The 20,640-nt window shown below is 72.1% G+C and carries 14 protein-coding genes, 1 tRNA gene and 1 pseudogene; 11 read left to right on the top strand and 5 right to left on the bottom strand.

The genetic code is table 11. The features are described 5' to 3' along the window. Window positions 1-21: 21 nt before the first annotated feature. From EAO72_RS03000 to EAO72_RS02990, 3 genes are all read left to right on the top strand, one after another. Window positions 22-1,662 carry an amidohydrolase gene (locus tag EAO72_RS03000; RefSeq protein WP_148015654.1) on the top strand — a complete coding sequence of 547 codons (1,641 nt, stop codon included), beginning with the start codon at window positions 22-24 and terminating at the stop codon, window positions 1,660-1,662. Window positions 1,663-1,849: 187 nt separating this feature from the next. After that, entirely contained in the window at window positions 1,850-2,935 is a 1,086-nt protein-coding gene (locus EAO72_RS02995) for an S-(hydroxymethyl)mycothiol dehydrogenase (protein WP_148015653.1), read from the top strand. Then, entirely contained in the window at window positions 2,935-3,564 is a 630-nt protein-coding gene (locus EAO72_RS02990; RefSeq protein WP_148015652.1) for an MBL fold metallo-hydrolase, read from the top strand. Before EAO72_RS02995 ends, EAO72_RS02990 begins: the two co-directional genes overlap by 1 nt. Window positions 3,565-3,602: 38 nt before the next feature. Here EAO72_RS02990 and EAO72_RS02985 read toward each other — a convergent pair whose 3' ends face one another. Beyond that, a complete protein-coding gene (locus EAO72_RS02985; protein ID WP_148015651.1) occupies window positions 3,603-4,538 on the bottom strand; it encodes a pseudouridine synthase in 936 nt (311 codons plus the stop codon). Window positions 4,539-4,915: 377 nt separating this feature from the next. Here EAO72_RS02985 and EAO72_RS02975 point away from each other — a divergent pair, with 377 nt between their 5' ends. Beyond that, a complete protein-coding gene (locus tag EAO72_RS02975) occupies window positions 4,916-5,980 on the top strand; it encodes a rhamnogalacturonan acetylesterase (RefSeq protein ID WP_148015650.1) in 1,065 nt (354 codons plus the stop codon). Between the two features lie 51 nt (window positions 5,981-6,031). Here EAO72_RS02975 and EAO72_RS02970 read toward each other — a convergent pair whose 3' ends face one another. Beyond that, window positions 6,032-8,923 carry a glycoside hydrolase family 2 TIM barrel-domain containing protein gene (locus EAO72_RS02970; protein WP_148015649.1) on the bottom strand — a complete coding sequence of 964 codons (2,892 nt, stop codon included), beginning with the start codon at window positions 8,921-8,923 and terminating at the stop codon, window positions 6,032-6,034. A 189-nt stretch (window positions 8,924-9,112) separates the two neighbouring features. Further along, a tRNA-Leu gene (locus EAO72_RS02965) sits at window positions 9,113-9,197 on the bottom strand. A gap of 90 nt (window positions 9,198-9,287) precedes the next feature. Here EAO72_RS02965 and EAO72_RS43950 point away from each other — a divergent pair. Continuing rightward, a pseudogene (locus tag EAO72_RS43950) lies at window positions 9,288-9,530 on the top strand (ATP-binding cassette domain-containing protein); the annotation flags it as partial. Next, window positions 9,490-10,650, top strand: a complete 1,161-nt coding sequence (locus EAO72_RS02955; RefSeq protein WP_315986285.1) for a DUF6777 domain-containing protein — start codon at window positions 9,490-9,492, stop codon at window positions 10,648-10,650. The pseudogene EAO72_RS43950 and the gene EAO72_RS02955, both read left to right, overlap by 41 nt. Window positions 10,651-10,810: 160 nt before the next feature. On the opposite strand, the gene EAO72_RS02950 is transcribed toward EAO72_RS02955, so the two are convergent. Next, on the bottom strand, window positions 10,811-12,241 hold the full coding sequence (locus EAO72_RS02950; protein ID WP_148015647.1) for a carotenoid oxygenase family protein: 1,431 nt from the start codon (window positions 12,239-12,241) through the stop codon (window positions 10,811-10,813). Window positions 12,242-12,433: 192 nt separating this feature from the next. On the opposite strand from EAO72_RS02950, the gene EAO72_RS02945 reads away from it, so the two are divergent. Beyond that, the gene (locus EAO72_RS02945; protein WP_187284913.1) at window positions 12,434-13,030 is read left to right on the top strand and encodes a hypothetical protein; all 597 of its coding nucleotides are present in this window, start codon (window positions 12,434-12,436) and stop codon (window positions 13,028-13,030) included. Between the two features lie 125 nt (window positions 13,031-13,155). After that, entirely contained in the window at window positions 13,156-14,208 is a 1,053-nt protein-coding gene (locus EAO72_RS02940) for a chitinase (protein WP_148015645.1), read from the top strand. Window positions 14,209-14,274: 66 nt separating this feature from the next. Here the strand turns inward: EAO72_RS02940 and EAO72_RS02935 are convergent, their stop codons facing one another. Then, entirely contained in the window at window positions 14,275-15,642 is a 1,368-nt protein-coding gene (locus tag EAO72_RS02935; protein WP_148015644.1) for an FAD-dependent oxidoreductase, read from the bottom strand. A gap of 285 nt (window positions 15,643-15,927) precedes the next feature. On the opposite strand from EAO72_RS02935, the gene EAO72_RS02930 reads away from it, so the two are divergent. The 3 genes from EAO72_RS02930 (at window position 15,928) to EAO72_RS02920 (ending at window position 20,640) form a co-directional block, all read left to right on the top strand. Continuing rightward, on the top strand, window positions 15,928-17,994 hold the full coding sequence (locus EAO72_RS02930; RefSeq protein WP_148015643.1) for a SpoIIE family protein phosphatase: 2,067 nt from the start codon (window positions 15,928-15,930) through the stop codon (window positions 17,992-17,994). A gap of 141 nt (window positions 17,995-18,135) precedes the next feature. Further along, window positions 18,136-19,536, top strand: a complete 1,401-nt coding sequence (locus EAO72_RS02925) for a wax ester/triacylglycerol synthase family O-acyltransferase (protein ID WP_148015642.1) — start codon at window positions 18,136-18,138, stop codon at window positions 19,534-19,536. Between the two features lie 120 nt (window positions 19,537-19,656). After that, on the top strand, window positions 19,657-20,640 hold the full coding sequence (locus EAO72_RS02920; protein ID WP_148015641.1) for an aldo/keto reductase: 984 nt from the start codon (window positions 19,657-19,659) through the stop codon (window positions 20,638-20,640).

Raw genomic sequence — 20,640 nt, 5'->3', positions numbered from 1 at the left:
CCCACCGAAGGAAGAAGCATCATGCCCCGCACCCCCGCCGACCTCGTCCTCACCGGCGGCCCCGTCCACACCACCGACGCCGCACGCACCCGCGCCACCACCGTCGCCGTCACCGGCGGCCGGATCACCGCGGTCGGCCACGACGAGGTACGCGCACTCATCGGCCCGCGCACCGAGGTGGTCGACCTCGCCGGACGCCTCCTGGTCCCCGGCTTCCAGGACGCCCACGTCCATCCGGTCACCGCCGGTCAGGAACTCGCGCAGTGCGACCTCACCGGCGCCGGCGACGCCACCGCCACCATCGCCGCCGTACGGGCCTACGCCGACGCGCACCCGGAACGCGAGTGGATCACCGGCGGCGGCTGGTCCATGGACGCGTTCGAGGGCGGCGCCCCCACCCGGCAGCAGCTCGACACCGCCGTGCCCGACCGTCCCGCCTGCCTGCTCAACCGCGACCACCACGGCGCCTGGGCCAACAGCAGGGCCCTGGCCGTCGCCGGCATCACGGCCCACACCCCCGACCCGGCCGACGGCCGCATCGAACGCGACGAGCGCGGCGAACCCACCGGACTCCTCCAGGAGGGCGCCATGGACCTGGTCGCCCGCCACGCCCCCCGCTCCACCGCCGCCGACCGGCTCGCCGGCCTCCTGCGCGCCCAGCGCCTGCTCCACGCATACGGCATCACCGCCTGGCAGGACGCCATCGTCGGCACCTACGGCTCGATGGACGACGTGGCCGACGCCTACCGCGCCGCGGACCGGGACGGTTCGCTCACCGCCCGCGTCACCGGGGCCCTGTGGTGGGACCGCGAGCACGGCAGCGAACAGATCCCCGGACTCGTCGCCCGACGCGAGGAGCTGACCGGCCGGAACTTCCGCGCCGGATCCGTGAAGATCATGCAGGACGGGGTCGCCGAGACCGGCACCGCCGCCCTCCTCGCCCCGTACCTCGACGCCTGCGGCTGCGCCACCGCCAACAGCGGCACCAGCTTCGTCGACCCCCTCGACCTGCGCCGGTACGTCACCGAGCTGGACGCCCTCGGCTTCCAGACCCACTTCCACGCGCTCGGCGACCGGGCGGTGCGCGAGGCGCTGGACGCCGTCGAGGCCGCCCGCGCCGCCAACGGCCGCACCGACACCCGCCCCCACCTCGCCCACCTCCAGATCGTCCACCCCGACGACATCCCCCGCTTCCGCGCGCTCGGCGCCACCGCCAACATCCAGCCCCTCTGGGCCGCCCACGAACCGCAGATGGACGAGCTGACGATCCCCTTCCTCGGCCGCGAACGGGCCGCGCTCCAGTACCCGTTCGCCGCACTGCTGCGCTCCGGCGCCACCGTGGCCGCGGGCTCCGACTGGCCCGTCAGCAGCGCCGATCCGCTGCACGGCATCCACACGGCCGTCAACCGCGTCGTACCCGGCGGTGACCACGGCCGGGCCTTCCTCCCGGAGCAGCGCATCTCGCTGACCGACGCGCTGGCCGCGTACACGGCGGGCTCCGCGTACGTGAACCACCTGGACGACACCGGCAGCATCCGGGCCGGCGCCCTCGCCGACCTGGTGGTCCTGGACCGCGACCCCTTCGCCGCGCCGCCCGAGGAGATCGCAGAGACGCGCGTCCTGGCGACGTACGTGGGCGGCCGCCGGGTGTACGGGGACTGACCCGGGGGCCTCGTGGCGTTACGGTGGTGCGCCAACGCGGCGCGCCACCGGGGGCTGCCGCACCGCGTACCGTTGCTTGTGATCGAGCTCAGGAAAAGTCCTGAACCGGTCCGAGAAACTCCTGATCCGGGCCCAGGGAAATTCCTGAACCGGTCCCAGGGAAAGCCGCACAAGGGAGACCACGGGAATGCCGCAGCACGTACAAGGGGTCATCGCACCGGGAAAGAACGAGCCGGTACGGGTCGAGACGATCGTGATTCCGGACCCCGGCCCCGGTGAGGCCGTGGTGAAGATCCAGGCGTGCGGCGTCTGCCACACCGATCTGCACTACAAGCAGGGCGGCATCAACGACGAGTTCCCCTTCCTCCTCGGCCACGAGGCCGCGGGCGTCGTGGAGTCCGTGGGCGACGGCGTCACCGACGTCGCCCCGGGCGACTTCGTCGTCCTCAACTGGCGTGCCGTGTGCGGACAGTGCCGCGCCTGTCTGCGCGGACGCCCGTGGTACTGCTTCGACACGCACAACGCCAAGCAGAAGATGACCCTGCTGGACGGCACCGAGCTGTCCCCGGCGCTCGGCATCGGCGCGTTCGCCGAGAAGACCCTCGTCGCCGCCGGCCAGTGCACCAAGGTCGACCCCGAGGTCTCCCCGGCCGTCGCCGGCCTCCTCGGCTGCGGCGTGATGGCCGGCATCGGGGCCGCCATCAACACCGGCGAGGTCGGCCGCGGCGACTCCGTCGCGGTCATCGGCTGCGGCGGTGTCGGCGACGCGGCGATCGCAGGCGCGCGGCTGGCCGGCGCGGCGAAGATCATCGCGGTGGACATCGACGACCGCAAGCTGGAGACGGCGAAGAAGATGGGTGCCACGCACACCGTCAACTCCCGCAGCAGTGACCCGGTCGAGGCCATCCGCGCGCTCACCGGCGGCAACGGTGCCGACGTCGTCATCGAGGCGGTCGGCCGCCCGGAGACGTACAAGCAGGCCTTCTACGCCCGCGACCTCGCCGGCACCGTCGTCCTGGTCGGCGTCCCCACCCCGGAGATGCAGCTCGAACTCCCGCTCCTGGACGTCTTCGGCCGCGGCGGCTCGCTCAAGTCGTCCTGGTACGGCGACTGCCTGCCCTCGCGCGACTTCCCGATGCTCATCGACCTGCACCAGCAGGGCCGCATCGACCTCGGCGCGTTCGTCACCGAGACCATCGCCCTCGGCGACATCGAGCAGGCCTTCGCCCGGATGCACGACGGCGACGTCCTGCGCTCGGTGGTGGTCTTCTGATGACCGCCCGCATCGACCATCTCGTCACCTCCGGCACCTTCGCCCTCGACGGCGGCGAGTGGGACGTCGACAACAACGTCTGGATCGTCGGCGACGACACCGAGGCGGTCGTCATCGACGCCGCCCACGACGCCACCGCCATCGAGGCCGCGCTCGGCGGACGTACGCTGCGCGCCATCATCTGCACCCACGCGCACAACGACCACATCGACGCCGCCCCGGCACTCGCCGCCGCCACCGGCGCACCGGTCCTGCTCCACCCCGACGACCTGCCGCTGTGGAAGCAGACCCATCCGGACCGGGCCCCGGACGGTGAACTGGCCGACGGCCAGGAGATCCGGATCGCGGGCACGACCCTGACCGTCCTGCACACCCCGGGTCATGCCCCGGGCGCCGTCTGCCTGTACGCCCCCGAGCTGTCCACCGTCTTCACCGGCGACACGCTGTTCCAGGGCGGGCCCGGCGCCACCGGCCGTTCGTTCTCGCACTTCCCGACGATCGTCGACTCGATCCGGGACCGGCTGCTCGCCCTGCCGCCGGAGACCGCCGTCCGCACCGGACACGGGGACGCCACGACCATCGGCGCGGAGGCCCCGCACCTGGACGAGTGGATCGCCCGCGGCCACTGAGGCCCCGGTCCGACGCCCCCCGGCCACGGACGTCCCGGCTATCGCTCCGGCCACGCGGAGAGCCGCAACCCGCTCTCGAAGCGGTGCGGCTCTCCCGTGACCGGGTCGGTGAACTCCAGGGCCCTGGCCAGGAGTTGCAGCGGGCGCGCGAAGTCGTCGGGGGCGCCCTCCGCTTCGACCACGGGGTAGACGGGGTCGTGGACGAGCGGCAGCCCGAGGCTGTTCATATGGACCCGCAGCTGATGCGTGCGTCCGGTGGCGGGCAGCAGCCGGTAGCGGCCGAGCCCGGCCCGGTGTTCCAGCAGCTCGATCCGGCTCTCACTGTTCGGTTCACCGGGCTCCTCGCGGGCGGCGATCACCCCGCGCTCCTTCACGATGCGGCTGCGTACGGTACGGGGGAAGGCCGGCCCCGGTGCGTACGGTGCCACCGCCTCGTACTCCTTGCGTACGAGGCGGTCCCGGAACAGCGTCTGGTACGCGCCCCGTTCCTCCGGCCGTACGACGAAGAGGACCAGCCCCGCGGTCAGCCGGTCCAGCCGGTGGGCGGGCTGGAGCAGCGGCAGGGCCAGCTCACGCCGGAGCCTGGCCACCGCCGTCTCGGTGATGTGCCGGCCACGTGGAGTCGTCGCCAGGAAGTGCGGCTTGTCCGCGATGACCAGGTGCTCGTCCCGGTACACCACACCGACCGGGAAGGGCACGGGCTCCTCCGGTGCGAAGTCCCGGTGGAACCAGAGGTACCGGCCCGCCGTGTACGGCTCGTCCCCGGTCACCGCACCCCGGACGGAGACGAACCGGCCCCCGGCCAGCATGGCGTCGACCCGCTCCGCGCCGATCGCGTCGGCGAACCGCGCCAGCAGATGATCGCGGAGCGTCGGCCACTGCCCGTCCGGATCCTCCGGGAGCCGCACCCGGACCGGATCGACCCCGTCGCGCTGGGGCAGCGGCGACGGCGGAGGCTTCGCGCGCCCTCTCATCGGGGCCCGCCGGACGCCTTGGTGCCAGGGCCTCTCGTTTGGATCATGCCGGGCTCGCGGGCCCCGGCACGCACATCTGCGGCGTTGTCGTCGGTCGCCAATGCTCCGCAGTGACTCCCTCCTCCGCCTTGCCGCTGCACGCACCGGACCCCGCTCCCTGATCCGACCTGATCCAAACGAAAGACCCTGGTTCTCATGATGCCGGGCATCCTTCCACAGCGGCGGCGTCCTCACGGCTGGGGGCCGCGGCGGGAGAGCGCACGCGACTTACCTGCACTGAAAGGATTCAAAGTGCGGTGTGCCGGGGTAGAAAGCGCTTGCGGTACGGCATGGCTGCCGGTATCGCACCCACACCCGCATCGTCGAAGGAACCCGCCATGCCCGTCGCCCGCAGAACCGCCCCCGCCCTGCTCGCCGCCGTCGCCGCCGTGGCCGCCCTCGCCACGCCCGCCGTCGCCGAGCCCGCCCCGCTACAGCGGCCGGCGGCGTCCGGCCCCGCCGGCTGTACCGGCTCCGCCCCCGTGATCTGCCACTACGACGTGGCCCCCGGCACCTACCGCGTCACCGCGCGCCTCGGCGGCGCCACCGAGGGCCGTACGACGGTCAGTGCCGAGACACGGCGCGTTGTACTCGGCGAGACGCCGACCGTCGCCGGACGTCAGGTGGTCCGTACGTTCACGGTCGACGTGCGCGAGCCCGAGGGCGAACCCACCGGGGCGAGCGGCAGCCCCGGCCTCGACCTCGCCTTCGGCGGCCCCGCCCCGCTCCTCGCGGGCCTGCACGTGGCCTCGGCGCCGCGCACCCCGCAGCTCTTCCTGATCGGCGACTCGACCGTCTGCGACCAGCTCGGCAGCCCCTACACCGGCTGGGGGCAGGAGCTTCCGCAGTACCTCCGGGCCGGCATATCCGTCGCCAACCACGCGGACTCCGGCGAGAGTTCGCAGACGTATCTCGACCAGCCCCAGCTCTTCCCGACGGTCCGCCCGCTGATCCGGCGGGGCGACACCGTGCTCATCCAGCTCGCCCACAACGACAAGCAGACGACCGAGGCGGACTACCGAGCCAACCTCACCACGATGATCGGGGCGATCCGCGCCGAAGGCGGCCGGCCCGTGCTCGTCACCCCGATCGTCCGGCGCTGGTTCAACGCCGACGGCACGCTGGACAACGGCACCGCACTCCTGGTCAACGGCCTCGGGGTCGATCTGCCCGCACAGATCCGCCTGCTGGCCGCCGAGTACGACGTCCCGCTCGTCGACCTGACCGCCCTCACCCGGCAACGGGTCGAGGAGCTCGGCCCCGACGCCTCCAAGGCGCTCTACCTCACCGACGAGAAGCGCGACAACACGCACACCTCGGAGCGCGGGGCGACGGAGTACGCGGCGATGGTCCGCGACGCGCTGCGCGACCAGCACCTGCTGCCGGGCCGTCTGTTCCGCTGACCGGAGCCCTGCCTGCCCTGCCCCGAAGCCGGGGCAGGGCAGGGAGCGGGCTCAGCCCAGCGGCGCGAACACGAACGAGAACTCCGCAGGCTCCACGTCGAGCCGGTGCTCCGGCAGCACGCCCGGCCCGCACGACTGCGAGCCGATGCCCTGCACCGCGTGGTCCAGATTGACCCAGACACGGTCCCCGGCCACCAGGTCCGGCGCGTGCTCCGCCGCGTCCAGCTGCTCGCTCGTCCAGCGCCGCGCGGTGAACCAGAACGGTGTGGAGCCCTCGGCCCGCAGCCCCGCGCCACCGGTCTCGGTAAGCTCCGCCCAGCGGACGTCGGCCCGGGCCCCGTTCTCCTGGGGCCGGACGTACGGGGTCTGGAGCGCGTCCACCTCGCTCTCCCACGTGCCGAGCATCGCGGCGGCCCGGGTGTCCGGGTACGCCTCACCGGGCCCGCCGCCGGACCACCGCGCACCGCCGTACGCCGAGGGCAGGGCGAACCGGATCCCCAGCCGGGGCAGCGGCACCCGCCAGTCGCCCTCCGGCACGACGGACACCGTCAGCCCGAGCCGGTCCCCGGCGGCCGTCCACCGGTAGGTGGTCCGCAGCCCCAGGTCCCAGCCCGCCGGGGCCACCCGCGTCCGCACCGTCAGCGCGTCCCCGTCCGCCTCGACCGCGTCGACGCGGTGCCGCATCCGGTGCAGCCCCAGCTCCCGCCAGCGCAGCCCGTACCGTTCGTCCGGCTGCCAGGCCGCCCCGTTGTCGTTGTCGGTGGGTGCCCGCCACACGTCCAGCCGCAACCCCTCCACCGGCACGTTCCCGACGCGCACCGGCAGCCCGGTCGCCGCGTCGAACACACCCGGCCCGAGCGTGATCACGTCTCCCGCGCGCACCGGGCGTTCGCCGGACGCCGGAGCGGGGACGGCCCGCGCGCCGGTCTCCACCTGGCCCCAGGCCACCACGTGCCCGCGCTCGCCCCACGCGGTGTCCGCGGCGAGCACCGCCCGTACGGTCCACAGGCCGTCGCCCGTGGACGCGCGGTCCGGTGCCACCTCCGCCGATGCGCCCGGCGCCAGATCCGGCACCGCCAGGGTGCCCGAGGCCACGACCGTGCCGTCCACCTCGTGCGACCAGACGAAGTCGAGGTGCCCCAGCCCGGCGAAGTCGTAGCCGTTGGTGACCGTGAACGCACCGGCGGCGGAGCCCGGGCCGATCCGCACCGGCTCGATCACCTTCTTGTACTCGACGAGCCCGGGGGAGGGCGTGCGGTCGGGGAAGAGGAGGCCGTCGCAGACGAAGTTGCCGTCGTGCAGCTCCTCGCCGAAGTCCCCGCCGTACGCGAAGCCGTGCTCGGGATGGGCGAAGCCGTGGTCGATCCACTCCCAGACGAAACCGCCCTGGCAGCGCTCGTACCGCTCGAAGAGCCGCTGGTACTCGCTCAGGCCGCCCGGTCCGTTGCCCATGGCGTGCCCGTACTCGCACATGACGAAGGGCATCGCACGCCGCCGGGCGTCGAGCTCCGGATCGGCCAGCGGATCCTCCGCCCGCTTGCCGATGAGTTCGACCTCGGCGTGCGTCGGATACATCCGTGAGTAGAAATCGACGTCCTCGCAGGACAGATCGCCCTCGTAGTGCACCAGCCGCTCCGGGTCCCGGCCCCTGATCCACCCGGCCATGGCCGTCAGGCCGCTGCCCGAACCGCACTCGTTGCCCAGCGACCAGATGATGACGGAGGCGTGGTTCTTGTCGCGTTCGACCATGCGGGCCGCGCGGTCGAGCAGCGCGGGGGTCCAGCGCTCGTCGTCGACCGGGTTGCCCCGCCACTCCAGGTCGACGAAGCCATGTGTCTCCAGATCGCACTCGTCGATCACCCACAGACCCAGCTCGTCGCACAGGTCGAGGAAGGCGGGGTGCGGCGGATAGTGGCTGGTCCGTACGGCGTTGATGTTGTGCTGCTTCATCAGCACCAGATCGCGCCGCATCGTCCGCGCGTCGACGGCCCGGCCCGTCTCCGGGTGGAACTCGTGCCGGTTCACCCCGCGGAACAACAGCCGTCTGCCGTTGACCTTGATGACGCCGTCCTCGACCACGACCGTACGGAAGCCGATCCGCAGCGGGATCCGCTCGCCGGCCGTGACCAGTTCCGCGTCGTAGAGCCGGGGCGTCTCGGCGGTCCACGGTTCGACCGGCAGCGTCACGGACTCGCCCGCGGCGATGTCGACACCCAGCTCGGGCACCAGGACCCGGCCGTCCGCCCCCTCGCACTCCACCCGCAGCGTGCCGGAGCCGTCCCGGTGGTCGTAGGCCGCGTGCGCGAAGAAGTCCCGGGGCGCGTCGTCCGGGCGGTGGAGCAGCGTCACCTCACGGAAGATGCCCGGCAGCCACCACTGGTCCTGGTCCTCCAGATAACTGCCCGACGACCAGGCGTGCACCCGTACCGCGAGGACGTTCTCGCCGGGGTTCAGCAGATCGCCCACGGCGAACTCGTGGGGCAGCCGGGACCCCTTGAAGTCGCCCAGTTCCCGTCCGTTGAGCCAGGCCCTGGCGCAGGACTCCACCCCTTCGAACCGAAGCACGAGCTCGCCGTCCCGCGGCCGGTCGCCGGGCAGCGTGAACGTCCGCAGATGGTCGCCCGTCGGGTTCTCGGACGGCACCCGCGGCGGATCGACGGGGAAGGGATAGACGACGTTCGTGTACGCGGGAGCGCCACCGGCCCCCTGGAGCACCCAGTGACCGGGCACCACGACCGTCCCCCACGCCGAGGCGTCGAACCCCGGCCGGGCGAACGACTCCTCCTCGGTGGCGGCCCGGGGCGAGAGCCGGAACGCCCACGCGCCGTTCAGGGACATCCGCCAGGCGTCGGAGGTCGCGTACCAGGACCGCGGCGCGAGGCCGCCGGTACCCGGGCTCGGGTCCTCGTACCAGGGCAGCGTGTCGGTTTCGGTGCGGCTCATGCTTCTCCTCGCTCGGAAACGCCGTTCTCCGGAGTGACCGTAGCCAGGAATGAACCGTTTCAACAAGGGGTGGTGCCGAGCCCTGCCCGGCGGCGTACCGGCAGCCGGTGAGTGGGAGATCCTGGCGGAGGCTCGTCGCCGCATACGCGAAATGCCGACCAGGATCTCTCCTGATCGGCATCTGCTCTGTGTCCGAGGGGGGACTTGAACCCCCACGCCCGATAAAGGGCACTAGCACCTCAAGCTAGCGCGTCTGCCATTCCGCCACCCGGACTAGGTGTCTGTCTCGCGGGCCCTGCCCGTTCCGACGTGGAAAACCATAGCAAACATTGGAGGGTGCTCGATCACGCCCCCGGCCGTGTGACGGGCGTGTGACGGGGTCGACCTGGACATCAGGCCGGGCGAGATCGTCGCGCTGGTCGGCGAGTCGGGCTGCGGCAAGACGACGCTGGCCCGCTCGCTGCTCGGCCTGGTCCCGCCGACGGGCGGGCAGGGACGACGCTGGCCCGCTCGCTGCTCGGCCTGGTCCCGCCGACGGGCGGGCAGGGGTCTGCGGCTCGTCGGTCATCGGCGGCACCAGGTCCTGCGGCGGCTCGTCCGGGTCGGCGGGGGAACCGGTCGGTTCGTCCGTCGGCAGCTCCGGGTACTCCTCGGTCGGGCCGTCGGACGGGAGGCCGGTCGGCGTCGGGCAGTTCGTCGGCACCGGCACCGGCGCACCGGTCGGCTCCTCCGTCGCCGCGACCGCCTCGCCCGGCGGGGTCGGGGCAGCGGGCGGCGGGCAGTCCCCCGGATCGACCCCCGGCCTCTACGGCGGCACCCGCTCGGTCGCCTCCTGCGACGTCGGACAGCAGATTCGTCTTCTCGCGGCCGACCCTGCCAGGGAAGAGGCATTCGCGCAGGCTGCGGGCGTGCCCCGGGAAGGTGTCCCGGACTTCCTGCGCGGCCTGACCCCCGTGGTACTGCGCGCCGACACCCGGGTGGGCAACCACGGCTTCCGCGCGGGCTCGGCCACCACGTTCCAGTCCGTGCTCCAGGCCGGAACCGCCGTGATGGCGGACGGTCATGGCCTCCCGCGCGTCCGCTGCGCCTGCGGCAACCCGCTGAGCCGGCCCGCCGGTGCGGGAGACGCGGAGGGCGGACGGGGCGAGAAGTGGGCGGGCTACGACCCGGCGAGGACCGTCGTCGTCGCACCCGCCCCGAAGACGGTTGCGGAGCTGGTCGTCGTGGACGCGGACCACAACAGCTGGATGGCGCGTGCAGTCGGGGACGAGGGCGCCCGGGACCGCACCCCCGAGGTGCCGCCGCCCTACGCTCCCGGCACCGACATCACCGGGCCGCTGCCCGACGTACCCCCGGCGAAGTCCCATGAGCCGAAGCCGCCGAAGCCGCCGAAGCCGCCGAAGAAGCCGATCCCGTCGCGCTCCACACCGGGGCCGGGGGACTGCCCGCCGCCCGCTGCCCCGACCCCGCCGGGCGAGGCGGTCGCGGCGACGGAGGAGCCGACCGGTGCGCCGGTGCCGGTGCCGACGAACTGCCCGACGCCGACCGGCCTCCCGTCCGACGGCCCGACCGAGGAGTACCCGGAGCTGCCGACGGACGAACCGACCGGTTCCCCCGCCGACCCGGACGAGCCGCCGCAGGACCTGGTGCCGCCGATGACCGACGAGCCGCAGACCTCCATCCGACTGCCGTGGCGGGACGACATGGAGGGATCCGTCGACGGTTGAGCGGCCGAGCGCCGGGGATCGGGCAGGCGACCTCGGGCTTACGCCATTGGCGTGGCCCGGTCSCSCGGGTGCGGTGCAACGCCGATCGTGCGCGGGACCCGCCTCCGCGCGGGGCGGCAGTATCTGCGGGAGCGTCGCCACCCCATGGTCCGGGGGCCTTTCACTCCTGTGTCGGCAGCCAGTTACCGTGAAGACCGAGCGGGACCCGGACCGGGATCCGCACCCGGGCGACCGGGCCGGACGCGGGGTCCTCGGCGGGGATGACGAGCAGCCAACTGGTGTCGTCGGTGCGGTCGGTGGCGTAGGTCATCCAGTGGCCGCCCTCGCCCGGCGCGGTGCCGGGCGAGGGGGCGAAGACCGGTTCGCCGACGGACAGATTCCCGGCCCGCCAGACCGTACTCGTACCCGACGCATCCCTTCCGTCGTACCAGCGCAGGGTGTCGAACTCGCCCGGCAGCAGATCCGGGTTCCCGGAATCGGAGGCCACGGCGAGCTGTTGGTGCCGCCGGCCGATCAAGCGGTCGTCCGTGCGGGGGAGTTCCATCCTGGCGTCGTCCAGCACCGTCCGGTGCATCGTGCCGGCCACCGGATCGATGACCGCGCGGACCAGACCGGCGGTGTTGGGGGCCTGCGCGGGGTCCGGCGCGCCCAGGGAGAGGCGGGACCACTGCACGTAGTCCAGCACCACATCACCCTCGGGCCCGGTGTCGTACGCGTTGACCGTGTGCCACAGCCAGAAGGCATCGTCCGAAGCCCACCGCACCGGGCCGCCGTGGCGGGGGACCAGGGCCACACGGGTGCCGCGCTCCGGCCGCCAGTCGATCATGGATCCACCGTTCATCGCGGCGGCGATGTCGAAGAACACCGGCGCCAGCACGATCACCAGGAACCTGGCGGTGAGTGCCGTGTCGTGGATCATCATCGGTTCGTCGAGCCCGTCGACCGGCGTGGGACCGCGGGCGACGGAGCCGTCGGGCGCGATGGCCGACCAGGTGAGGTAAGGGGGCTCCAGGGCGTAGCAGAAGACCAGCATCTCGCCGGTGAGCGGGTCCGTCTTCGGATGTGCGGTGATGCCGGCCGGCAGTGCTCCGCCGAACGTCTCCTTGCCGGCCGTGCCCAGATCCGGCGTGATCAGGAAGGGGCAGTCCGACTCGGCGAGCGCCAGCAGCCGTCCGGCGTGGCGGACCACGTTGATGTCCGGCAGGTCGCGGAACGTACCGGCCAACTCAGGTTCCACATCCGGGACCTGAGGCATGATCATCGATTCGATACCGCCCCACAGGGCCCGGCCCGCGCGTTCCTCGGCCAGCACGGCGGGTGTGCGGACGAAACGGTTGCGGTACCGGGCCTGCCCGCCGGAGATCCACACCCCGTGCAGCATTCCGTCCCCGTCGATCGGGTAGAGGAACGAACCGATGGGGCTGAAGCGGGGGTTGGGCCCGTTGCGCAGGAAGAGGCCGTCGAGCTCGTCCGGCAGTTCGCCCGTCACCTGGAGCCGGGCCTCGTCGACCTCGTCGGTCACCGGGGCGAAACGGCCGGACAGATGGACGACGCGGGCCGGGTCGAAGGCCTGCTGGGCATGTGCGGCCATGACGGCCTCCCCTGGCGTCCGTGCACGCCCGAATGCGTGCCGTGCCGGTCCCTCATTGAATCTCCGGCCCGCAGCCGCCGCAACGCGGGCCCGTGGATGCGGAGATGCGGCTGCGGAGATGCGGAGGAAGAGGCCCGGCTTCACCATGGAGGAAGCGGCAGAGCGCCGCGTGACATGCCCCGGAGGTGTCCGGTGGCCCAAGCCGAATCCGGGCGGCGGACCGGGAATCTGTTCTTCGCGTTCGCCCCGTGGATCATCTTCGCCGTCATCGCGTCGCCCAGCACCTGGGAGTACGCGGCGTTGGCCGGTCTCGTCGCAGCCGTCGTCCTCAACCTCCCGGACCTGCGCCGGGGTTCGTTCAAGGTGCTGGAGGTCACCGGCATCGTCTTCTTCGCCGTACTCGGCATCCTCGCCCTCTTCCTGGACACCCAGGACCTCTCCTGGGTGGAGCGGTATGCGCAGGTGCTGTCCAGCTCGGTGGTCGCGGTGGTGGCGCTCGGCTCGCTGGCGTTCGTCCCGTTCACCGAGCAGTACGCGCGGGAGACCACGCCCCGTGAGGTGTGGGGGTCGCCCGTGTTCCGGCGGGTGAACCAGGTGCTGACCCTGGTCTGGGGCGGTGTCTTCGCCGCCACTGCGCTGCTGGGGCTGGTCGCGGTGCACACGTCGTCCGGGGCCGACTGGTTCAACTGGATCATCCCCGTCGTCCTGCTGGTCCTGGCGGTCCGGTTCACCGAGCGCTATCCGGACCGGGTGCGCGAACGGTCCCGGGGCGTACCCGCCGACCGGTGAACGGACAAGCCGGACACCTTTGGTCCAGACCTATTGACGGAAGGTCTGGACCACTTTACGTTGAGCGCAAGCGCGGCCCCGTCATGAATTGTCAGGGGCATGCTAATCAGGGAAGGGAGTCCGTCATGTTCGGTCGCACCTCACGGCTGCTGGGAGCCGGCCTCGCGGCGGCGTGCATCGTACAGATGCTGGTCGCGGCCACACCGAGCTCCGCGCAGGAGGACACCTGCGCGGTCAAGTCGAAGCCGTCGGGCAAGGTGCTCCAGGGGTACTGGGAGAACTGGGACGGCGCGTCCAACGGCGTGCACCCGCCCCTGGGCTGGATCCCGGTCACCGACAGCCGTATCCCGCAGCACGGCTACAACGTGATCAACGCGGCCTTCCCGGTGATCCTTTCGGACGGCACCGTCCTGTGGCAGGACGGGATGGACTCGACCGTGAAGGTCCCGACGCCCGCCGAGATGTGTCAGGCGAAGGCCTCCGGACTCACCACCCTGATGTCCATCGGCGGCGCCGCCGCGGGGATCGACCTCAGCTCCAGCGCCGTCGCCGACCGCTTCGTCGAGACCGTGGTGCCGATCCTGAAGAAGTACAACTTCGACGGCATCGACATCGACATCGAGACCGGCCTGACCGGCAGCGGCACCATCAAGCAGCTGTCCGCCTCGCAGGCCAACCTGATCCGCATCATCGACGGCGTGCTCGCGCGGATGCCGTCGAACTTCGGTCTGACCATGGCCCCGGAGACCGCCTACGTCACCGGCGGCAGTGTTGCGTACGGTTCGATCTGGGGCGCGTACCTGCCCATCGTGAAGAAGTACGCGGACAACGGCCGGCTCTGGTGGCTGAACATGCAGTACTACAACGGCAGCATGTACGGCTGCGCGGGCGACTCGTACTCCGCCGGCACCGTCCAGGGCTTCACGGCGCAGACGGACTGCCTCGACAAGGGGCTCGTGATCCAGGGCACCACCATCAAGGTGCCCTACGACAAGCAGGTGCCGGGCCTGCCCGCCCAGCCGGGCGCCGGTGGGGGCCACATGGCGCCGAACCTCGTCGCCCAGGCCTGGAACCACTACAACGGCAGCCTCAAGGGCCTGATGACCTGGTCGCTGAACTGGGACGGCTCCAGGGGCTGGACCTTCGGCGACAACGTCAAGGCGCTGCAGGGCCGCTGACGTCGCGCTGACGGCGAGGGCCCCGGAACACTCCGAGCGGTGTGTTCCGGGGCCCTCGCCGTCGTGTCAGTTGCCGGGCTCCGAGGCGTCCAGCATGGCGTCGCGCTCCACGACCTTGACCCGCTCGCGGCCCTGGGCCCCGCCCAGCGCGCGCTCGTGCGCGTCCAGGCGGTACCAGCCCTCACGGGTGGTGTAGCGGACGCCGCGCGACTCCAGGAACTCGGTCACGGCCGCCGGCTCGGGCTGCGCCGGGGCGGGCAGCCGGCCGGCGGTGTGGTCCTCCAGCAGGCAGGCGACCGTCTCGTTGGCATCGCCCTTGGTGTGACCGATCAGGCCGATCGGGCCCCGCTTGATCCACCCGGTGACGTACACCGACTCCATCGGCTCGCCGCCGGCGAGAACCCGCCCGGCGGCATGCGGAACCGTGCCGGACGCGACGTCGAAGGGGAGCTTGGGCAGCTCCTGCGAGTAGTAGCCGACCGCGCGGTAGACGCTCTGCACGTCCCAGTCCTTGAACCGGCCGGTGCCCTTGACGTTGCCGGTGCCGTCCAGCTCGGTGCGCTCGGTCCGCAGGCCGATGACGCTGCCGTCCTCGCCGAGGATCTCGACGGGGGACTCGAAGAAGTGAAGGAAGAGCTTGTGCGGCCGGTCGCCGACGTCGCGGATCGCCCAGTTCTCCAGCGTGGAGGCGACCATGTTGGCCTGCTTGTTGCCGCGCCGCGTCTCGATCGAGCCCGCGTCGTAGTCGATGTCCTCGGGGTTGACGATGACCTCGATGTTCGGCGAGTGGTCCAGCTCCCGCAGCTCCATCGGGCTGAACTTGGCCTGGGCGGGACCGCGTCGCCCGAAGACGTGCACCTCCAGCGCCTTGTTGGCCTTCAGGCCGTCGTAGACGTTGGCGGGGATCTCGGTGGGCAGCAGCTCGTCGGCGGTCTTGGCGAGGATGCGGGCGACGTCCAGGGCCACGTTGCCGACGCCCAGGACGGCGACCTTCTCGGCCTCCAGCGGCCAGGTGCGCGCGACGTCCGGGTGACCGTCGTACCAGGAGACGAACTCGGCGGCACCGTGCGAGCCGTCCAGGCCGCTCCCGGGTATGTCGAGGGCGCGGTCGGCGTCGGCGCCGGTGGAGAAGATGACCGCGTCGTAGAAGGACCGCAGCTCGTCCAGCCCGATGTCGTTCGGGTAGTCGACGTTCCCGAAGAGGCGGATCTGGGGCTTGTCGAGGACCTGGTGCAACGCCTGGACGATGCCCTTGATCCGCGGATGGTCCGGAGCCACGCCGTAACGGATCAGGCCGAAGGGGGCGGGCATCCGCTCGAACAGGTCGATGGAGACGCCCGGGTCGGCGGCGGCATCGGATTTGAGCAGCGCGTCCGCTGCGTAGATTCCGGCAGGGCCGGCTCCGACGATGGCTACGCGGACGGGGCGTGTCATGGCGAGCTGTTCCTTAGGACGAACGAGCAGGAGCGGGGCGGGCCGTGGTAAGGCTTGGCTTACTCCACCCCGACGCACACGTTAGCCGCTGGCTCTGCCCGCTTTCGGGGCGGGTCGGCGTTCTGCGGCGATATCCGGCACCCCGCACCTTTGCCGGACCGGGGAATCCCGCGGAATCTCCGGGGAGAAGGCCCGTTCGAGCGGCTTGGAAATGTGTTCCATCGCACGTTCACCAGATGGACGGCTCGCTCGAAGAATCGGACAAATGATGGCAGAGTGACCCACATGGATGATCGGGTAGCGGGTGCCCTGTCACTCCCGGACGACTGGCCCGCCCACCCGGACCTCAGTCTCGCCCTGAACCGTATGGGCAGCTTCGACTGGGACCTCGACAGCGGCCTCATGCACATGGAACAGGCGGCCCTGGACGTCTTCGACCTGCGGGCCGACGAGTACGACAACAAGCCGACGACACTCGGGACGCGGGTGCCGCCGGACGAGGGCGTACGTCTCGACGCCATGGTCACCCAGGCGCTCAAGTCCGGCCGCAAGAACTACGGGGCGTACTTCCGCATCCTGCGGCGCGACGGCACCCTCCAATGGACGCACACCCAGGGCTTCGTCCAGCGCGACGCCACCGGGCGGCCGCGCCGCATCATCGGGATCGTCCGCGACGCCACGCAGGAGCTGGCCGACGCCACCGCCCGCCACGAGCTGGACGAGGAGCGGCGGCGGCGGACCAGCCTGGTGGAGGCCACCACGGCCGCGCTGGCCCACGCCCGTACCGTGAAGGACGTCATCGACGTGCTCAAGAACTCCCAGGGACTGGCTCACCTGGGGGCGACCAGCCTGGTCATGGGGCTGATCGAGGCCGGACGCATCCACCTGGTGGCCGACGGGCCCGAAGGCGCCTTCGTGCCGGGCACCCGGTACACGCGGACGGACGAGCAGTACCCGATGAGCGAGGTCGTGCGCACGCTCGGGCCCCGCTTCATCGAGTCCGCCGAGGACTTCGCGGACTCGTATCCGGTTCTCTGGCCCCACATCAGCCATCTCGGCATCACCTCGGCCGCCTATCTGCCGCTGATCGCCCAGGCCCGCCCCATCGGCGCCCTCGGCCTCCTGTACAGCGACAAGGACGGATTCACCGCGGACGAACGCAACCTGCTGGTCGCGCTGGGCAGCTCCATCGCCCAGAGCCTCCAGCGCGCCATGCTGTACGAACAGGAGCACGACCTCGCCGAGGGCCTCCAGCAGGCGATGCTGCCCCGCCGCATCCCCGATGTCCCCGGAGCGCAGATCGCCGTGCGCTACCGCTCGGCCCGGCTGGGCCGGGACATCGGCGGCGACTGGTACGACGTCATCCCGCTGCCCGGAGGCCGCGTCGGTACGGTCATCGGGGACGTCCAGGGTCATGACACCCATGCCGCCGCCGTCATGGGCCAGCTGCGCATCGTGCTGCGCGCGTACGCGGCCGAAGGGCACAGCCCCGCCACGGTCATGGCGCGGGCCTCCGTCTTCCTGCACGAGCTGGACACCGACCGCTTCGCGACCTGTACGTACGCCGAGGCCGACCTGACCACCGGGGTGGTGCAGGTGGTCCGGGCCGGCCATGTGGACCCCCTGGTACGCGACGCCGACGGGAGCTGCCGCAAGGTCCTCGTCGAGGGCGGGCTGCCGCTGGGGCTCTCCGCCGAGTTCGGGCGGCTGGAGTATCCGGTCAGCACGGTGGAGCTGGATCCCGGGCAGACCATGGTGCTGTTCACCGACGGCCTGGTCGAGCTGCCGGGCGCCGACCTCGACGAGGGCATGCAACTGCTCACCGCCATGATCAGGAACGGCCCCGAGGACCTTCAGCGACTGGCCGACCGGCTCTGCGAATCGGTCGACGAGCGCGGCGGTGAGGACGATGTGGCGGTGCTGCTGCTGCGCCGCAAGGCCGCCCATGCCCCGCAGCCGGGCGGCCGGCTCCAGCAGCACGTGGGACAGAACGACCCGGAGGCGCTCAGCTCGGCGCGCCACATGATCCGCGCGGCGGTGCGGGCCTGGGGTGCGAAGGAGCGGGCCGACGAGGTGGAGCTGGCCGCCGACGAGCTGACGACCAACGCCCTGATGCACACGGACGGCGGCGCGATCGTCACCATCCGGGTCCTCACCGGGCCCGAACGGCGCCTGCGCGTCGACGTCGAGGACCGGTCCAGCGCGCTGCCGCGCCGCCGTGACGCGGGTGACGCGGGAGTCTCGGGCCGCGGGCTGATGCTCGTCGACCGGCTGGCGGACGCCTGGGGCGTCGAATCCCGGGGCACCGGCAAATGCGTCTGGTGCGAATTCGTCATTCCGCCACGCGGCTGATTGCCGAGGGCGCCGCAGGGTCCTGGAATTGCACACTACTGAAAAGTAACAGAACGTAACATGTCTGTACTTGACCGTAACCGACCGCGCGAGATTGACTGCGGTTCTGTCAGTCTTCGTCTTCCATGACATGAGGACCCGTTGGGCACTGAGCTACTGGCACCTCTCGATCTGGCCTTCTGGCACCTCGAGTCCGATGCGCACCCCATGCACCTCGGCGCGCTCGCCGTCTTCGCGCCGGACGGCGACCGCCTTCCGCGCCCCGACGCACTCCTCGACCTGCTCGGCACCCGGGCCGCCGCCATTCCGCGGCTGCGGATGCGGGTGCGTGACGTGCTGCTGCCCGTCGGCGGCGCCGCCTGGTCGGCGGACAAGGACTTCGACGTCCACCGGCACGTCAAGCGCGTGCGGCTGCCCGAGGCGGCGACCGCCGGTGAGGGCGAGGCCGGGTTCATGGCGGCGGCCACGCTGCTCGCGGGCGAACTGATGGAGCAGCCGCTGCGCCGCGGCCTGCCGCCCTGGCAGATGTACCTCATCGAAGGCGCCCCGGACGGCCCCTTCGCCGTGCTCGTCAAGCTCCACCACGCGCTCGCCGACGGCATGCGCGCGGTCGCCATCGGCGCCGGGATCTTCGACGAGATCGCCTCGGCCGCGGGCCGGGCCCGGCCGGGACCCGCGGCCGGCCGGGCCCGCCCCGTGCCCCCGCGCTCCTGGATGCCCGGACCCCGTCAGGTCGCCGGACTCGCCCTCGGCCGGATCGAGGACCTCGGCCGCGCCTTCGGCGTCGGGGCCTCGCTCGTACGGGCCAGCCGCCTCGATCTGCGCGGCGCGCCGGCCCTCAGCGCAAGCTCGTCGGGCACCCGGCGCCTCGCCACGGCCGATCTCGACCTCGAATCCGTGCGGCGGATCCGCCGGGCGGCGGGCGGCACCGGCAACGACGTGCTGCTCGCGGTCGTGGCGGGTGCGCTGCGCCGCTGGATGCTGGAGCGCGGCGAGCCGCTGCCCGGCTCCGACCCGCGCGCCCTGGTCCCCGTCTCCCGCCGTCGCCCCGGCGGCCCGGCCGCGGCCCACGGCAACCGGCTCTCCGCGTATCTGCTGGGCCTTCCCGTCTCCGAGCCCGACCCCTGGGAGCGGCTGCGGGCCGTCCGCCACGCCATGGACCGCAACAAGTCCGCCGGGCCGCTGCGCGGGGCCGGAGCGGTCGCGGTCCTCGCCGACCAACTGCCCTCGCTGGCCCACCGCTTCGGCGCGCCACTGGCCGGGAACGCCGCGCGCATGCTCTTCGACGTGCTCGTGACCAGCGTGCCGTTGCCGCGTTCGGCCCTTTCGCTGGGCGGCTGCCCACTGCGCGCGCTCTACCCGATGGCGCCCCTGGCCCGCGGCCAGTCGCTGGCCGTCGCGCTGACCACGTACGGAGGCACGGTGCAGATCGGCCTGGTCGCCGACGGCAAGGCGCTGCCCGACCTGGAGCGGCTGGGGCGCTGCGCCGAGGAGGAGGTGGCGGAACTGCTGACGCTGCTGCCCGTGAGCACCGCCCCATAGATCGGACAGATCGACGAGTAATTGCCGTCACTGATGTGCTCCTGGGTGTTGACGCGCCCAAGTGATCCGATGAATATTCGCTGTGTTCAGGCAGCGATCTTCGGGGAGGGCGGCGGACACATGCGGCGCAACAGGCTGGGCAACAGCGCGGTCGAGATCACCGAGCTTTCCTTCGGAGCGGCCGCCATCGGCAATCTCTTCAGCGCCGTGGAGCCCGCGCAGGCCGCGGCGGCCGTCGACGCTGCCTGGGACGAGGGCGTGCGCCACTTCGACACCGCGCCGCACTACGGGCTCGGTCTTTCGGAGCGACGGCTCGGCGAGGCGCTGCGCGCCCGGCCCCGCGAGGCGTACGCGCTGTCCACCAAGGTGGGGCGGGTGCTCGACCCGCTGCCCGGCGGCGGGGCCGCCGCGGCCGAAGGACTCTCCGAGGGCTTCGCCGTCCGTGCGACGCACCGCAGGCGCTGGGACTTCAGCGCCGCGGGCGTCCGCCGGAGCATCGAGGACAGCCTGGAACGCCTCGGCCTCGACCGCATCGACATCGCCTACCTCCACGACCCCGACGACCACGCGGAAGCCGCGTTCGGCGAGGCCTACCCGGAACTGGAGAAGCTGCGGGCCGAAGGGCTGATCGGCGCCATCGGGGCCGGGATGAACCAGACCGCGATGCTCACCCGCTTCGTCATCGATACCGACGTCGACGTGGTGCTCTGCGCCGGCCGCTACACCCTCCTCGACCAGTCCGCCCTGAGCGATCTGCTGCCCGCGGCCGCTGCCCGCGGCCGCAGTGTCGTCGTCGGCGGCGTCTTCAACTCCGGCCTCCTCGCCGACCCGCGCCCCGGCGCGACGTACGACTACGCCGCCGCGCCGCTGAACCTCCTGGACCGGGCCCTGCGCCTGAAGGCCGTCACCGAGGGCCACGGCGTGCCCCTGCGCGCCGCCGCCCTGCACTACCCGCTCGGCCACCCGGCGGTCGCCGGCGTGCTCGTCGGCACCCGGTCGCCCGACGAGGTGCGCGACGCCGCCGCGCTCCTGCGCCAGGAGATACCCGACGCCCTCTGGGACGACCTGCGGGCCGAGGGCCTGCTGACCGAGAACGGACACTGA

It is taken from the genome of Streptomyces sp. OR43, from assembly GCF_008042275.1.
GTDB lineage: Bacteria > Actinomycetota > Actinomycetes > Streptomycetales > Streptomycetaceae > Streptomyces.
The sequence above is the reverse complement of the archived record's forward strand: the minus strand, read 5'-3'. Positions and strand labels throughout refer to the sequence as shown.

Coding starts and splice junctions, on each gene's coding strand:
- EAO72_RS03000 (WP_148015654.1), top strand. CDS start 22: ATGCCCCGCACCCCCGCCGACCTCGTCCTCACCGGCGGCCCCGTCCAC.
- EAO72_RS02995 (WP_148015653.1), top strand. CDS start 1,850: ATGCCGCAGCACGTACAAGGGGTCATCGCACCGGGAAAGAACGAGCCG.
- EAO72_RS02990 (WP_148015652.1), top strand. CDS start 2,935: ATGACCGCCCGCATCGACCATCTCGTCACCTCCGGCACCTTCGCCCTC.
- EAO72_RS02985 (WP_148015651.1), bottom strand. CDS start 4,538: ATGAGAGGGCGCGCGAAGCCTCCGCCGTCGCCGCTGCCCCAGCGCGAC.
- EAO72_RS02975 (WP_148015650.1), top strand. CDS start 4,916: ATGCCCGTCGCCCGCAGAACCGCCCCCGCCCTGCTCGCCGCCGTCGCC.
- EAO72_RS02970 (WP_148015649.1), bottom strand. CDS start 8,923: ATGAGCCGCACCGAAACCGACACGCTGCCCTGGTACGAGGACCCGAGC.
- EAO72_RS02950 (WP_148015647.1), bottom strand. CDS start 12,241: ATGGCCGCACATGCCCAGCAGGCCTTCGACCCGGCCCGCGTCGTCCAT.
- EAO72_RS02940 (WP_148015645.1), top strand. CDS start 13,156: ATGTTCGGTCGCACCTCACGGCTGCTGGGAGCCGGCCTCGCGGCGGCG.
- EAO72_RS02935 (WP_148015644.1), bottom strand. CDS start 15,642: ATGACACGCCCCGTCCGCGTAGCCATCGTCGGAGCCGGCCCTGCCGGA.
- EAO72_RS02930 (WP_148015643.1), top strand. CDS start 15,928: ATGGATGATCGGGTAGCGGGTGCCCTGTCACTCCCGGACGACTGGCCC.
- EAO72_RS02920 (WP_148015641.1), top strand. CDS start 19,657: ATGCGGCGCAACAGGCTGGGCAACAGCGCGGTCGAGATCACCGAGCTT.